The organism is Puia sp. (assembly GCF_036500295.1).
In the GTDB taxonomy this organism is placed as follows: Bacteria; Bacteroidota; Bacteroidia; order Chitinophagales; family Chitinophagaceae; genus Puia.
Genome location: NZ_DASYCH010000042.1, coordinates 114215 through 128464, shown reverse-complemented (window position 1 = coordinate 128464; position 14250 = coordinate 114215). Strand labels below are relative to the sequence as shown.

The 14250-nt window shown below is 54.3% G+C and carries 13 protein-coding genes; 8 read left to right on the top strand and 5 right to left on the bottom strand.

The window, feature by feature from the left end; all coding sequences use genetic code 11:
* Positions 1 to 24: 24 nt before the first annotated feature.
* Positions 25 to 2451, bottom strand: coding sequence for a penicillin-binding protein 1A (locus VGM48_RS08300; RefSeq protein ID WP_331577927.1), 2427 nt, complete (start codon positions 2449 to 2451; stop codon positions 25 to 27).
* A gap of 101 nt (positions 2452 to 2552) precedes the next feature.
* Positions 2553 to 5744 (bottom strand): hypothetical protein, encoded by a 3192-nt coding sequence (locus tag VGM48_RS08295; protein ID WP_331577925.1) that lies wholly within the window; start codon positions 5742 to 5744, stop codon positions 2553 to 2555.
* Between the two features lie 136 nt (positions 5745 to 5880).
* Between VGM48_RS08295 and VGM48_RS08290 the strand changes: the two genes are divergently transcribed.
* The 5 genes from VGM48_RS08290 to VGM48_RS08270 are packed head-to-tail and all read left to right on the top strand — an operon-like array spanning position 5881 to position 8015.
* Entirely contained in the window at positions 5881 to 6276 is a 396-nt protein-coding gene (locus tag VGM48_RS08290; RefSeq protein ID WP_325587943.1) for a hypothetical protein, read from the top strand.
* Between the two features lie 11 nt (positions 6277 to 6287).
* Positions 6288 to 6749, top strand: a complete 462-nt coding sequence (locus VGM48_RS08285; RefSeq protein WP_331577920.1) for a polymer-forming cytoskeletal protein — start codon at positions 6288 to 6290, stop codon at positions 6747 to 6749.
* Positions 6727 to 7005, top strand: a complete 279-nt coding sequence (locus VGM48_RS08280; protein ID WP_331577918.1) for a hypothetical protein — start codon at positions 6727 to 6729, stop codon at positions 7003 to 7005. The genes VGM48_RS08285 and VGM48_RS08280 overlap by 23 nt, the downstream gene beginning before the upstream one ends.
* The gene (locus VGM48_RS08275; RefSeq protein WP_331577916.1) at positions 6995 to 7402 is read left to right on the top strand and encodes a hypothetical protein; all 408 of its coding nucleotides are present in this window, start codon (positions 6995 to 6997) and stop codon (positions 7400 to 7402) included. Before VGM48_RS08280 ends, VGM48_RS08275 begins: the two co-directional genes overlap by 11 nt.
* Entirely contained in the window at positions 7395 to 8015 is a 621-nt protein-coding gene (locus VGM48_RS08270) for a SprT-like domain-containing protein (RefSeq protein WP_331577914.1), read from the top strand. Before VGM48_RS08275 ends, VGM48_RS08270 begins: the two co-directional genes overlap by 8 nt.
* Positions 8016 to 8173: 158 nt before the next feature.
* On the opposite strand, the gene VGM48_RS08265 is transcribed toward VGM48_RS08270, so the two are convergent.
* From VGM48_RS08265 to VGM48_RS08255, 3 genes are all read right to left on the bottom strand, one after another.
* Positions 8174 to 8410 (bottom strand): GNAT family N-acetyltransferase, encoded by a 237-nt coding sequence (locus tag VGM48_RS08265; protein WP_414711247.1) that lies wholly within the window; start codon positions 8408 to 8410, stop codon positions 8174 to 8176.
* A gap of 250 nt (positions 8411 to 8660) precedes the next feature.
* On the bottom strand, positions 8661 to 9227 hold the full coding sequence (locus VGM48_RS08260) for a hypothetical protein (RefSeq protein WP_331577910.1): 567 nt from the start codon (positions 9225 to 9227) through the stop codon (positions 8661 to 8663).
* 229 nt (positions 9228 to 9456) lie between these two features.
* Positions 9457 to 10266, bottom strand: coding sequence for an NIPSNAP family protein (locus VGM48_RS08255; RefSeq protein WP_331577908.1), 810 nt, complete (start codon positions 10264 to 10266; stop codon positions 9457 to 9459).
* A 212-nt stretch (positions 10267 to 10478) separates the two neighbouring features.
* On the opposite strand from VGM48_RS08255, the gene VGM48_RS08250 reads away from it, so the two are divergent.
* The 3 genes from VGM48_RS08250 to VGM48_RS08240 are packed head-to-tail and all read left to right on the top strand — an operon-like array spanning position 10479 to position 14220.
* Entirely contained in the window at positions 10479 to 11126 is a 648-nt protein-coding gene (locus tag VGM48_RS08250) for a hypothetical protein (RefSeq protein ID WP_331577906.1), read from the top strand.
* Positions 11127 to 11168: 42 nt separating this feature from the next.
* Positions 11169 to 12887, top strand: a complete 1719-nt coding sequence (locus VGM48_RS08245; RefSeq protein WP_331577904.1) for an IlvD/Edd family dehydratase — start codon at positions 11169 to 11171, stop codon at positions 12885 to 12887.
* A 10-nt stretch (positions 12888 to 12897) separates the two neighbouring features.
* Positions 12898 to 14220 (top strand): gluconate:H+ symporter, encoded by a 1323-nt coding sequence (locus VGM48_RS08240; RefSeq protein WP_331577902.1) that lies wholly within the window; start codon positions 12898 to 12900, stop codon positions 14218 to 14220.
* Positions 14221 to 14250 lie beyond the last annotated feature (30 nt).

Sequence of the window (14250 nt, the reverse complement as noted above, 5' to 3'; positions counted from 1 at the left end):
GCCGGCGTTAAGCCGGCCTTTTTGTTAGTTATCCTTTTTCCCGAAGAGGCGTTTGAAGAAGCCTTTCTTTTTGGGTGGTTCGGGTGGTTTTTTGTCGGCGTCTGTGACGGTGATCTTCACGGAACCTTCCTTGCTGGTGCGGTTGCCGCCTTTGTTGGCTTCCTGGAGGATCTTTTGTTCTTCCGGCGAGAGTTTGGAATCTACGGGCACGGTGGGGGGGCTGGTGTCGATGTATTGGTTGGGCCGGCCGTTACCCTGGATGCCGCCTTCGGCGCCGGGGGGAGCGGTTTTTTCGATGTTCATGTAGTCATACATCATTTCCCTGCGCACGTTCTCGGGCTGGATGAATTTAGCCTGGCGGTCGATGCCGAGGGTGCGGTCGGCGAGGACTTTGGCGAAGAAGTACTCCCAGATGGGCCGGGCGGCCTGGGCGCCGTAGCCGAGACCGCTTTCGAGGTGGATGAAGCGGTCGTCGCAGCCGATCCACGAGCCGGCCATCAGTTGCGGGGTATAGCCCATGAACCAGGCGTCGGCGTTATCGTTGGTGGTACCGGTCTTGCCGCCCATTTCGGAGATGCCTAACCGATTCCGGAGGCCTGCGGCGGTGCCGAAGTCGACGGGGCCCTGCATCATCCGGGCCATGGTATAGGCGGTGCCCTGGCTGATCACCTCCTTGCGTTCGGTGTCAAAGCGGTCGAGGACGTTGCCGTTCTTGTCTTCGATGCGGGAGATATAATAAGGCTTTGTGCTATAGCCGCCGCTTGGGAACATCGTGTAGCCCCACATCATTTCGAAGAGGGAGAGATCGCAGGTGCCCAGCGCCATGGAGGGGTAGGGATCGATCTTTGTCGGGATGCCGATTTGCTTCATGTATTCGGCGAAGCGTTTTGGGCCGACGGTTTTCATGATATAGGCGGCGACGCCGTTGATGGACCAGGCGAGACCCGAGGCCATGGTCATCGTGCCGCCCTCGTGTTTATCGGGGCGGGCGGGGACATAGCCAAAGCCGGGAAAATATTGCTGGCTGGTCTGGCATTCGGTTTCGGGGGTGAAGTTGAAGTCTTCTATTCCGAGGCTGTAGAGAAAGGGTTTTATCGAGCTGCCTACCTGTCGCTTGGTATTGACATTGACGTGATCGAATTTATAGGTCTTGAAATCGATGCCGCCGACCCAGGCTTTTACTGCGCCGGTGACGGGGTCCATGACCATGAAGGCCGTCTGCAGCATCGACTGGTGATATTTTATCGAATCGAGCGGGGTCATCACGGTATCTTTCTCGCGTTTGCTGTTCCAGGCGAAGATCTTCATGGAAATGGGCTGGCTGAAAGTTTTGCGGATCTCCGCGTCGGTGAGGCCGTCGTCCTCGAGGTTATGCCAGCGGTCGCTGTTGCGCATGGCGGCTTCGAGGATATTCTGATGATCTTTCCAGATGAGGCCTTTGCGGACATCGTATTGTGCGCTGAGGTTGCGTTGCAGGATGGGGAGCTGTTTGGCTACCGCTTCGTCGGCGTAGATCTGCATCCGGGGGTTGATGGTCGTATATACTTTTAGGCCGTCCGTGTAAAGATTATAGGGCTCGCCGGTGGCGGGGTTCTTGTGGAGCTTACACCATTTTTGCAGATCGGTACGGAGTACATCGCGGAAATAGGGGGAGAGGCCGTTGTTCTCATCCACTTTCTTATAGTTGCTGAGATCGATGGGTTTTGATTTTAGCCTGGAGGCTTCGGTATCGTTGAGGTATTTGTTCTTTACCATCTGATTGATGACCGTGTTGCGGCGTTCGATCGCCATTTTCGGGTTTTTCCGGGGGTTATAGATGGTGTTGCCTTTCAGCATGCCGATGAGGACGGCGGCTTCATCGACGGACAGGCGGTCGGGCTCCTTCTGGAAGAAGGTGCGGGAGGCGTTGCGGATCCCGTAGACATTATCGCCGAAGGGAACTTCGTTGAGATAGAGGGCCAGGAGTTCTTGCTTGGTGAAATTTCGTTCCAGTTTGATGGCGATGATCCATTCCTTCAGCTTTTCGATAAAGCGGCGGACGATGTTCTTAGACCCCTGGTCGAGCAGGTTTTTTGCCAGTTGCTGGGTGATGGTGCTGCCGCCGCCGTCGCGGCCGAGCTTTATGACGGCGCGCATGACGGAATAGCCGTCGATGCCGGAGTGATCATAGAAGCGTTCGTCTTCGGTGGCTACGAGGGCGTTGACGACGTTGGGGGAGATATCTTTGAATTCTACGTTGCTGCGGTTGCCTTTTTCCTTATAATATTTCCCCATGGGGGTGCCGTCTTCGGCGAAGACCTCGGTGGCGAGGGTGATGGAGGGGTTTTCCAGTTCCTTAAGGGAGGGGAGGGAACCGAAGACACCCAGATTGATGAGTACGAGAAAGAGGATAAAGGCCCCTAACCCGTAAAAGAACACCTTCCAGAAAATACGGATGAGTTTGGACGACATATTGGGAATTGTTGTAATAATGTTTGCCGGCGACCCTGCGGCGGACGACTTCCGCAAGGTAGTTTAATCCGTGTTAAATGTTTTCAAAAGTGGTAACTACACTAGAAGGGTACATTGGGATAGGCGGCCTGCAGGAATTTCCGGTAGGCGGGCATATCCTTGTTGTTCAACAACAGCTCGAGGTTGGAAGTGGAGATGATCAGGAAGGTATATTTTCCCGCGGGCAGCCAGGGGACGATCTCTCTTGGGGCCAGCGCTTTCATATTCTTCATGTATTCAAGAGCCTCGTTCGCGGTGGCGAATTTGCTGATGATCATCAACTTCAACGTGTCGCTGAGGGCGGCATTGACCGTGTTCAGGGACTTGCTGTAGAACATTTCGGTGTTGTAGCGGCTAAAGGCATTGGCCGCTTCCGAGACGTATACGGGGTCCACTTTATCCATGACCATGATGACCGAATGGGTCTGGTCGGGGGTCAGGGTGAATGCCGAATTAAGGTTACGCAATTTTGCGGCCAATTGAGCGCTGTCCGCCTGTAATTTCTTTACGGTGGCGGCAATGGAGTCGGCTTTCCGCTTCAGGATGGCGCTTTGCAGGGAATCGGCACTTGCCTTTGCCATGGCCTGCTGCAGGGAATCCTGCAGGTGGTGGAGGCTGGCGAGGCGGCCGGCGTCCATATTGATCTTGTTCAGGCTGGCGGTATCGGCTTTTAGCTTATCGCCGGGGGCGCCGACGGTGGGCTTATTGCCGGGGATATTTTTGATCAGCATGTTGGAGTCATTGCGGACCAGGCGGGGCCTGCGGTTGGCGATGCCCTGGGCGGCGGTGTCGATCTGGGGGGCGACGGTGACGGTATCGTCATCGACGGCGCGGGTGACTTGCAGCCGGGTGAGATAGTCTTCGATCTGTCTGCGCCGGTTGAGTACGTCGAGCAGGGTGGTTGCTTTGGCCGCCATGGGGGTCTTTGGCCATTTGGTGGTGATCCCGGTGAGCACCGTTCTTGCCTGGGCGTCCTGGCGGCTGCGGATGAAATAAACGGAGGCGATATAGAGCAGCTGCGGGGTCCAGTATTTGTCTCCGTAGAGGCTGTCGGCCACTCGTTTTTCTTCCACGGCTTCGTCGAAGCGGCCTTCTATGAAATCATTATACACCTTTTCGTATTGGTGGGTGGCTTTTATTTGCAGGGCGCTGACGCTGTTCCCGGCGGAGTCGGGGTTGTCGAGGCGGGCGGTGAAGGCGCCGCCCGGGAATTTCCGGTTCATCAACTCGAGGATGCGCCGGGCGTTCTCTTCGTCGCCCAGTTTCTTATAGCAGTAATAGAGACCGAAGAGGGATTCCTCCTGGCGGCGGGTCTCGGGGAATTTCTCCAGCAGGCTGTCGTAGGCATTGATGGCATAGGGATAATCGGGTATGCCATCCTGATAGGTGTGGCCCAGCATAAAGAGGGCGGCTTCGATGGAATCCATCGACTTTTTCATTTTTTCGGGCGTCAGCGGCAGCTTGGCGAGCAGGGATTTGAAGTCGATGGTGGTATTTAGTGCCGCGCGGCTTGCGCTATCCGACAGATCGGGGGTGGCCCGGTTGCCGGAGCGGGCGCCGATGTTATTGCGGGCGAGTGAGGCGACCTGCCAGTTATCGGCATTGGTCCGGTTGCCCCATTTTGTCTTGAAATCGGAATAGCCTTTTGCTTTGAGACTTTGGTTGTCGAAATACCATTCCGTTCCGGCGCTACCGGTTGCAAACAGATCGGGAACGGTGTTGGAGTTGGACGGAAACGGGGAATTGGAGATCGAGTTGCTGTCTGCCTCGTCGCGGAGTCCTTGTTGCCGGCGCAGGGTGCGAACCATTTTCTTTACCAGGGCGTCGCGTTGGGGCTGGGGCAGGGCGGCGATGCGCTGGAGGCTGTCCTGGCGGGCGATGATATCCAGTTGACGGACGACGATAGTGAGGGCGGCTTTGCGATCGGGCAGCCAGCTGATGTCACCCATCGTGGACATCTCGGCCGCCGTGAGCGTGAGGCTGTCATAGAACCCTTTGGCGCCGCGGTAGTCCTTTTCTTCGAAAGAGAGATTGGCCAGCTGTAAAAAGGCCTTGTTGCGCTGGTTGTTCGTGGAGCCGACGGAGTATTTTATACACTGGCGGAGGAAGGCTACGGCGCCGGGCTTGTTATTCCGTTCCAGTTGCATCTGGGCGGCCGTGAAATAGATGATATCGCGATAGGTTTCATAACGGTCGCGATGGGCCATTTTTACCAGGGCTTGGATGTTGCGGGCAATATAATCTTCGCCGCCTTCCTTGTTCTGGCGGATGGCGTTGAGCCGGGCGTAGATCTCGAGGATGGGGTTGTAGGTATGGTTGACGGTCCGTTCGTAAAAGAGTTTGGAATGATAGCTGTCGCCGGTGTGTTCGTACAGCTGGGCGATGAGATATTCCCAGCGGGCGGTCTCTTCGCGGTCTTCGGCGGCGGGCAGCGCTTTTTCGAGGAAGATGGCTGCGCTGTCATAAATATCCTGCCGGTAGAACCAGAGCGCTTTTACTTCCATCAGGTGGGGTTCGAGGCGGGGCGGGAACAGGGGATCATGCAGGAGGATCTCGATGAGGCCGGCTGCCTGGGCGAACTGATCTTTTGCGATATAGGTGCGGATCTTCCAGATGAGCGCATCGTTGCGGCTGGGTGGAAGGGAGAATACTTTTTGGGCGACGTTGGGATGTTCTTTTGTCGCGACCTTGTCAGCGCTGGTGCCTTCATCCCGGTTATAGTTGCTGCCGATGGGCTGGTCGTTGTTATCCTTGTCTTTTGGTGCAAAGGCCCAGTTGACGAACTGGAAGGTGATAAAGGCGGAGTCGAAGTCTTTTTTCAGATAGTAGGTCCGGCCGATGAGCAGGTAGAGATTGTCGATCCAGTCATCCCGGGTATCGTGGATGAGGATGCCCATCGTGCATTTATAGATGACGGAGTCCAGTTCGCGTTTTTGGGCGAGGGTGGCGTCGAGGCTGTAATTATAGAAGGGGAGGAGCCGGGTATAGTCGTCTTTGAAGGATGCCCTGGCCCGGGCAAGGATCATTTTTAGCTTTTCGTTGGCGTTGAAATAGTAGTTATAGTGGGTGATGGTGTTCTGGATGAAGCGGCGGACCTTTTTTATTTTTTTGCCACTGTTGGAGGTTTCCGCGGCCAGGGTGCGGTTCTCGAATTTTTTTGGATGGGTGAGGGTATAGTCCACGCCGTCCTGGGCCCGGAGGGCCAGGTAAAGACACGCAAATACCCCTAAGAGCAAAATCTTACGATAAGCCAAGATGATCAAGTTGAGAAACCGGTTGCAAATAAAGCGCCGACGCCTTACAATTAACTCTTTTTAGGGAAATTTATTTTGCTATCTTTATCGGACCCGGGCCTTTTGGTCCGGCATAGATTGTACCAATTAATCCAATATGGCTAAATTTGACGCCAATTCCACTCTGAAGCGCCTCCAAAATCGCTACCGCCTGGTAGTTATGAATGATGATACCTATGAGGAGGTGGTTACTTTTAAATTATCGCGGCTTAGTGTCTATACCGTTCTCTGCACGATTTTTGTACTGTTGACGGGGCTTACGGTGGCGCTTATCGTATTTACCCCCCTGAAGTTGTATATCCCGGGGTATGGCGATGTGAGCAATACCAAGGATCTGCGCGAACTAAAAATACGCACGGATTCGTTAGAGCAGGAGGTCCGGTATAAGGATCAATATCTGGAGAGTATTCGCAATGTATTACAGGGGAATACCACAGTGAAACTGGACACGACGACGTTGAAGATCCCGAAACCTGAGAAAATAAATGACTAAAATCCATATTTATGTTTAACGGAAAGAACAAATCTGATTCTTTTGAAGTGGGCGGCACTGCGCCTGTCAGCACCAGCGCCAGCCTCATCGGCGCGGGCACTACCATGAAGGGGGATATCACCAGCAATGGCGATCTGCGGATCGACGGTACCCTGGTAGGGAATATTCATTGTTCGGCCAAGGTTGTCATCGGCGCCAATGGGAATGTCCAGGGGGATATCAACGGGCAGACCGCGGATATCATGGGCAAGGTGACCGGTACGATCAAGGTGAAGGACCTGCTCCAGCTCAAGGGTGGCAGTTTCTTAAACGGCAATATCGAAGCGGGGAAGCTGCAGATCGAGCCCACGGCCAATTTCAATGGCGGTTGCCATATGATCGCGGCGTCTACGGGGTCGAGTGCTTCTACCGTCAAATCTTCCCAGGAAGTAAAGAAGGAGTATAAAAACAATGTCGAGGTCGCTCCAGCCTGATGAGGGTGGGGGGACTGGCGGGGGCCGTTCGTCTCCGGAAGGGGGCAGCGACCGTCGCCGGGAGCTGATCCGATGGGCGGGGCTGGGCACGGAGGTGGTAGCCTCGGTGGGGATATCTGTGTTTCTGGGTGTAAGGGCGGATAAATGGCTGAAGCTTTCTTTTCCAATCCTGTCCTGGGCGTTACCTTTGCTGGTAATAGTGGTCCTGCTGATCAACCTGGTCAAGGCGGGGTCGAAAAAGAAAAATGGAAAATAAAGCCGGTTTTAAGTCTTTTCTGCCTGTTGCGATCATTTTCGTGGTATCCAGTCTTTTTATTGTTGTGGCCCGGCAGCAGCTTGCGGATGCGCGGTTTGACTACCGGGTCCTGCTGGTGGGCAATGTTTTGTTGTTTGGCGTAACGGCGGTTAGTTTTTCATTGTATGCCAAAGCTTTACGTAATGCCAATCCGCATGCTTTCGTACGAATGATGTATGGCAGCCTGCTGGTCAAGATGTTTGTCTGTTTGTTGGCTACCTTTATATATGCGTGGTTTGCGGGCCGGTCGGTGAGCCGCAATGCCATTTTCGGCTGCTTCGGGCTGTATATCGTGTACACCTGGCTGGAGGTGAAGATACTCATGCAGCTGAGTAAGAAATCCCCGAAAAATGTCTAAGAAAGAAGCTCCGCTCGATTATTTGCGACGGTGGATCCCCTCGGAGGCTGCCCCGCCGATCCTGGAGTATCTGAACCATTATAATGTTCATCTGACGATCACCCGGGAGCGAAAGAGTGTTCTTGGGGATTACCGGCATGCCACGCGCACCAGCAATCACCGCATCAGCGTCAATGGCAACCTGAATTCCTATTCCTTTCTGATCACGCTGATCCATGAGCTGGCCCACCTGGTAACGTTTATGGAATGGGGGAATCAGGTGAATTCTCATGGAAAGGAATGGAAGGCGATCTACCGCAAGATGCTGGAGGAGTTTATCAAACTTTCCGTATTTCCGCCCGATATTTTGAGCGCACTTAAGAAGAGTCTTCATAATCTTCCGGCCAGCAGTTGTGCTGACGAGAACCTGATGCGCGTTCTTAAGAAATATGACGAGAACACGGGTGAATTGCTGCTTGTAGAACAGATAGCCGAGGGTGGATGTTTCAGTCTGGAGGATAACCGGGTGTTTCGAAAGGGAAAAAAATTAAGAAAAAGATACCAATGTATGGAGTTAGCCACGGGAAAATTGTATCTTTTCAGTCCGATCTACGAAGTGAAGCCGGCCTCCTGAGCCGGGAAACGTTCTCGCAGATCACACCCCCCTAAACGCCTGACGAATCTGGATCTATTCCGATTCCGTATTTATCACAAGTTGATGTGCCCGTTTTTGATTCACTCCCTTTTTGAATTCGAGGGGTAGCTCTCTAGATCTTTTTTCAGCATCCGAGTCTAAAGATCTTTCAACAGCCAGAGGGAGCAGCCATAATGCCCCGTGTTGCCCATTGGTGCGGTCAGCCGCCGGAAGCCGAATTTCTCATATATGGAGATAGCGGTTTCCAATTGGGGCATGGTTTCGATATACATCTGACCATAGCCCGCCTGCCGGGCGAATTCCTCGCACTTTTCAATGAGTTGTTTACCCAATCCCAGGCCGCGGGCGGAGGGGTCGAGAGACATTTTTACCATTTCGCAAATGCCTTCTTGGCCGGATGATGGCGGCTACGCCGGGGTTGTCCGCAGGCTGGATGTCGCGGATGAGAATGTTGTCCATGGAGCGAGGTTAGCTCAACATGGCGATGACTCCATAGAGGAGGGCGATGGAGACGATCAGGATGCCGATAAACGGCTTGTCTGCGTGTTTCATAACGATAAGACTATTTTTCAAGGGTGTCAAGATTAACGCATGGGGAAAGACAAATAGTATTTCCTGTTGATATTATTCGACGAAGGTATGCCGCCGGCTGGCGGTTTTGCGGAGGATGGGGAAGGTGTCGCCATTGCAATAGAAGATTGCGGCGTTGTCGGGGCTTTTTGTCAGGCGGCGGAAGCCGGCTTTTTCGAGCAGGATGACCCTGGGGTCTTTGGTTGTCACGAAGTTGACGCGGGTGACGACGCATTGGGTGGGCTGGGAGTTGAGCAGGGCGTCGATACAGGCGCGGAGGGCCGGCAGGCACATATGATCATCGGGGGAAGAGTAGAAGCAATAGATGCCGATGGTCCCGGGTTGGGAAAGGTCGTCGGCGGCAAGATCCATCTGATCGGGTGGGTGCACTTCCAGCAGGAAGAGGAGGCGGTCGTGGTCGAACACGAGGTAGGCGCCGAATGCACCATGGGTTTCCATGCTGTCATAAATCTCCCACAGCCCGTCATCGGGATAGGACTGGGGGCAGGAACCGTAGAACTCGTGTCGGAACAGCTCGTGGACAATGGCTCTGTCGGTATCCTTACAGACGGGCCGTAAAGTAAGGTCTCCCTTGGCGAGGGAGGAGGTTATAGTTAGCATAGCAAAGAGTGCTACCCATCGGGCCTTAAATTCTTACGATGTCTTAACCAAGGTTGCGGAGTTTTAGCCGGGTCTAAAGTGTGTGCGAAGTCTTAACCAGAGAAGAGAGTTTGAGTAAGTGGAAGCGAAGGTGCACTAAAATCCGATATAACGGAAATATAACAGACATGAAAAACCGCTTCCTGTTTAATTATTTGTAAGGAAATCTAAGTGAAAACCTTTATAAAGGTCATAGATCGGAGTAGGAGGCGGGGTGGAGGAACACGATATCGATATGCGAAACATTGTGCTGGTACTGGGGATCGGCAATCAATTTCTTCCATACGGGATCGGCGACGAAGTCCTTCCAGTGCTGCTCCCGGGAAGCCATATTCCCGAAGCTGGTCATATACATGAGATTGGGCATATGCGCGCCGGAGAGAACGCTGGCGTAAAAGACCGCATGGAAGTCCAGGCGAAGGAAAAGGGGTATCTCGCCGCCGGCGTTGAACATCTGCACTTTGTTCGCGAAATATTTTTCGGTGGGGCCTTCGTAGCTGCGGAGTTCGTAGACCCGTTCGGCGGGGGCGCCTTTCAGGCCGCCGGGTGCGGTATGGTGCGGCATATCGGGAAAGGCCTGGAGGAGGATCGACTCGATGCGGACATAGGGCGGGCTGTCATAGGGGGCGTTCAGGTAGTCGCTGCCATCGGCGAGGTAGCGGCTGTCTTTTGCGAGTGTGGCCGGGAGGTTGGTATACTGATCGAGGCTTTTCAGCGGGATCAGCACATAGATGCGGCGGACGGCCGCCGTGTCGTTACCAACCGGTTTGAAGACACCGATGTCCGCGATACCCTGGCGATGAAGGGCCGGGATGAGGGCAGTCTCCAGATATTTATCCACGCGTGTTTCCTGCTGCGCATCCTTTAACTGATAGACGCGGATGGTATAGAATTCCTGTTTGGGGGCTACGGATGTGGTTGCTTTGGAGGCGACGGGTGCGGGCCTTGCAGAAATATGGAGCATGGCCAATAAGGCGATGGCCGTTAGTGTCTTTTTCATGAGCAAAACATTGAATATGTTAGACGTCAACCATTTGGGTCTTATAAATGTAGATCAGTACGAGCGTTTTAACAAAAACTTGAAAGCATCCCGGAAGTAAGATACCGGAAATAGACCTAACTTGGCGAACTCCTGACTGATTTATGCGATATATAAGTTATTTACTAATCCTGTGTTTACTGTCTTTTCTCCAGGGAAGCGGGCAGCAATTTTTGACGGGCAAGATCTACAAGGCCAATAGCACCGAGAAGCTTATTTCGGTTAGTATTCACAACATTACGCAGCAGCGGTATGATCTGTCCGAGGAGGATGGGAGCTACCGCATCCAAGCGGCGCCGGGGGATCATATTTCCTTTTCTTCGGTGGGTTACAAGGCCGATACGGTCACGATAACGGCTTCGTTGCTGACGGCGGCTTATACGGTCTACCTGGATGTGCGGGCGCAGACGCTGCAAACCGTCAGGGTGGGTCAGTTGAGTAATTACCAGCTGGATTCGATGGATCGCCGGAAGGAATATGCGTGGGTATATGATCATGACAACACGCCGCGGATGGCGAGGGACCGCCAGGGGGCGGACGGGGTCGGGGTGACGCTAAACATCTTCCGCAATACTTCTTCGGCGGCCAAGCAACGGATCAAACTGGAGAAGCGGTTGGAGAAAGAGGAGGAGGATTACTATGTCGACTCCCGCTACAACAGGGATTATGTCACCAAGATCACCAGGTTGAAGGGGGATTCCCTTGTCGACTTCATGCGGAGGTACCGGCCTTCCTACGATTATTGCCGGCGCGCGGCCAATGTCGATATTCTTGTATACATCAACGATAGCTATAAGCAATACATGAGGGCGGATAATTAGCCGGACGAACCGGATTTCATCCGGTTTGGGTATATTTATCTCATGAAAGAACTCAGAAGCCGGAATTGGTTTGGGAAAACCGATAAGATGGGCTTTATCTACCGGAGTTGGATGAAGAACCAGGGTTTTCCCGAGGACCTTTTCGATGGCCGGCCGGTGATCGGCATTTGTAATACCTGGTCGGAACTGACCCCCTGCAATGCACATTTACGGGATATCGCCGAGGTGGTGAAACGCGGCGTTTATGAAGCCGGCGGATTCCCGCTGGAGTTTCCCATTATGTCCCTTGGCGAGACGCTGCTCAAGCCGACGGCGATGCTCTTTCGTAATCTGGCCAGTATGGATGCGGAGGAATCCATCCGCGGCAATCCGATCGATGGGGTGGTGTTGCTTACCGGATGTGACAAGACTACGCCTTCGACGTTGATGGGAGCGTCCAGCGTGGATCTGCCGACGCTGGTCGTACCGGGCGGGCCGATGTTGAACGGCAAGTTCAGGGGCAAGGATATCGGGTCGGGAACGCATGTCTGGAGGTTTGACGAGGAGCGGAAGCGGGGGGAGCTATCCGATGCGGATTACCTGTATGCCGAGAGCTGTATGTCGCGGAGTGCGGGTCATTGCATGACGATGGGGACGGCTTCCACGATGGCCTGTATGGTCGAATCGCTGGGGCTGAGCCTGCCGGGAGCGGCGGCGATCCCGGCTGTGGACAGCCGGAAGAAGGTGCTGGCGCATTTGTCGGGCCGCAGGATCGTGGAGATGGTGAAGGAGGATCTGACCCTTAGCAAAATATTGACGCGGCGGGCATTTGAGAATGCCATCAAGGTGAATGCCGCCATCGGCGGGAGTACGAATTTTATTATCCATTTGACTGCCATCGCCGGCCGGATCGGTGTGCCGCTGGACCTGGCAGATTTCGACCGGCTGGGCAGCCAGATCCCGCTGTTGCTGAATTTGATGCCATCGGGGAAATTCCTGATGGAGGACTTCTTTTATGCAGGCGGATTGCCGGTGATCCTGAATGAACTGCGGGAGTTGCTGGATATGGATGCGATCACGGTGAACGGCCGTACGCACCGGGAGAATGTGGAAGGCAAGGCGGACTGTTATAACCGGGAAGTGATCGCGGCCTATGAGGAGCCGCTGATCGATCATGCGGGGATCGCGGTATTGACGGGCAACCTGGCCGTGAATGGCGCCGTCATCAAGCCTTCGGCCGCGACACCAGCCCTGATGCAGCATCGGGGTAAGGCGGTTGTTTTCCAAAATATAGAAGATTATCATCGACGGATAGACGATCCCGAACTCGACATCGATGCCTCCTCGGTCATGGTGTTGCAGAATGTGGGACCCGTGGGATATCCCGGCATGCCGGAGGTTGGCAATATGGCGTTGCCCAAGAAACTGCTGGAGCAGGGTGTTACGGATATGGTGCGGATCTCGGATGGCAGGATGAGCGGGACGGCGTATGGGACGGTGGTCTTGCATGTTTCGCCGGAGTCTGCGATCGGCGGGGCGCTTGCGCTTGTGCGGAATGGGGATTGGATCGAGCTCGATGTGGCGGGAAGGCGGCTTCATCTGGATGTTCCGGCGGCGGAGCTGGAGAAGAGAAGGCAGGGTTGGAAGCCGCCGGCAGTGCCGGGTACGGACCGCGGGTATGTACAACTTTATCACAAACATGTATTACAGGCCCATGAGGGTGCTGATCTGGATTTTCTGCGCGGTGGTTCCGGTTCGGAAGTGAGCCGGGACAGCCATTAACTGGTTGCTTATGCATTTACTGCTTGTTCTTTTTGGCATTCTCCTGCTGGTCGTGCTTATTTCCTGGGGGAAGGTCAATGCCTTTCTGAGTTTTCTTGTCGTCTCGATCCTGACCGGGCTGTTATTGGGAATTCCTTTTGATAAGATCGCGGGCGCGGTGTATAAGGGCATCGGGGATACGCTGGGGCAACTGGCGATCGTGATCGTGCTGGGGGCGATGCTTGGAAAGATCGTGGCCGAGAGCGGCGCCGCGCAGCGGATCGCCACGACGATGATGAACACGTTTGGCGAGAAGTATATCCAGTGGGCGCTGATGATCACTGGTTTTATCATCGGTATCCCGCTGTTCTACAATGTGGGGTTTGTGCTGATGGTGCCGCTGATCTTTTCGGTCGTGTACAAGTATAAACTGCCGGCTATCTATATCGGGTTACCCATGCTTGCGTCGCTGTCGGTGACGCATGGTTTTCTGCCGCCGCATCCGGCGCCCGCGGCGTTGGTTGGGATGTTCCATGCCAATATGGGCAAGACCCTGTTGTTCGGGATGATGGTTGCGATCCCGGCGATCATCCTGGCGGGGCTTTTCTATTCGCGGACGTTAAAACATATCGTGGCCCGGCCGCTGGAGGGATTGGTTGCTGCAGAAAAGCCGGATGACCAGTTGCCGAGTATGAGCAATAGCCTGCTTTGCAGCCTGTTACCGGTAGGGTTGCTGATGCTGACGACGATCGTGTCGCAGAAGGCGAACCTGCCGGCGGGTGGTCTGGCGGTACTCGCTTTTTTCAATGATGCTTCGGTGATCCTGTTGCTCGCGGTTGGCTTAGCGACCTGGTTGTTGGGGATCCGCCGGGGGATGAAGGTGCCGGCAATCATGCGTATTTATGAGGGGGCGGTGAAGGATATCGGCATGATCCTGCTGATCATCGCGGGGGCAGGCGCCCTGAAGGAGGTGTTTACGGCCAGTGGCGTGAGTAAAGAGATTGCCGTTGTCCTGCAGGAGTGGCCGGTGCCTCCGCTGGTGCTGGGGTGGCTGATCGCGGCTATTATCCGGGTCTGCCTGGGTTCGGCGACGGTGGCGGGGCTGACTGCCGCGGGGATCATATTGCCGTTGATGAGCCGGCTGCATGTCGATCCCAACCTCATGGTGTTGTCCATCGGCGCGGGCAGCCTGCTTTTCTCGCATGTCAATGACGGCGGGTTCTGGATGTTCAAGGAATATTTCAATTTATCGATAAAAGACACGATCCGCAGCTGGTCGGTGATGGAGACGATCGTTTCGGTGACCGGGCTTGCAGGTGTTTTACTGATAAATTATCTAATGGTTTATATTTAATATTAGTTTATTTTAGCATACTTCTACCCT

Excerpts from the sequence above, each read along its gene's own strand:
- VGM48_RS08275 (WP_331577916.1), top strand. The coding sequence starts at position 6,995 with ATGGAAAATAAAGCCGGTTTTAAGTCTTTTCTGCCTGTTGCGATCATT.
- VGM48_RS08285 (WP_331577920.1), top strand. The coding sequence starts at position 6,288 with ATGTTTAACGGAAAGAACAAATCTGATTCTTTTGAAGTGGGCGGCACT.
- VGM48_RS08240 (WP_331577902.1), top strand. The coding sequence starts at position 12,898 with ATGCATTTACTGCTTGTTCTTTTTGGCATTCTCCTGCTGGTCGTGCTT.
- VGM48_RS08260 (WP_331577910.1), bottom strand. The coding sequence starts at position 9,227 with ATGCTAACTATAACCTCCTCCCTCGCCAAGGGAGACCTTACTTTACGG.
- VGM48_RS08255 (WP_331577908.1), bottom strand. The coding sequence starts at position 10,266 with ATGAAAAAGACACTAACGGCCATCGCCTTATTGGCCATGCTCCATATT.
- VGM48_RS08265 (WP_414711247.1), bottom strand. The coding sequence starts at position 8,410 with ATGGTAAAAATGTCTCTCGACCCCTCCGCCCGCGGCCTGGGATTGGGT.
- VGM48_RS08290 (WP_325587943.1), top strand. The coding sequence starts at position 5,881 with ATGGCTAAATTTGACGCCAATTCCACTCTGAAGCGCCTCCAAAATCGC.
- VGM48_RS08300 (WP_331577927.1), bottom strand. The coding sequence starts at position 2,451 with ATGTCGTCCAAACTCATCCGTATTTTCTGGAAGGTGTTCTTTTACGGG.
- VGM48_RS08280 (WP_331577918.1), top strand. The coding sequence starts at position 6,727 with ATGTCGAGGTCGCTCCAGCCTGATGAGGGTGGGGGGACTGGCGGGGGC.
- VGM48_RS08245 (WP_331577904.1), top strand. The coding sequence starts at position 11,169 with ATGAAAGAACTCAGAAGCCGGAATTGGTTTGGGAAAACCGATAAGATG.
- VGM48_RS08270 (WP_331577914.1), top strand. The coding sequence starts at position 7,395 with ATGTCTAAGAAAGAAGCTCCGCTCGATTATTTGCGACGGTGGATCCCC.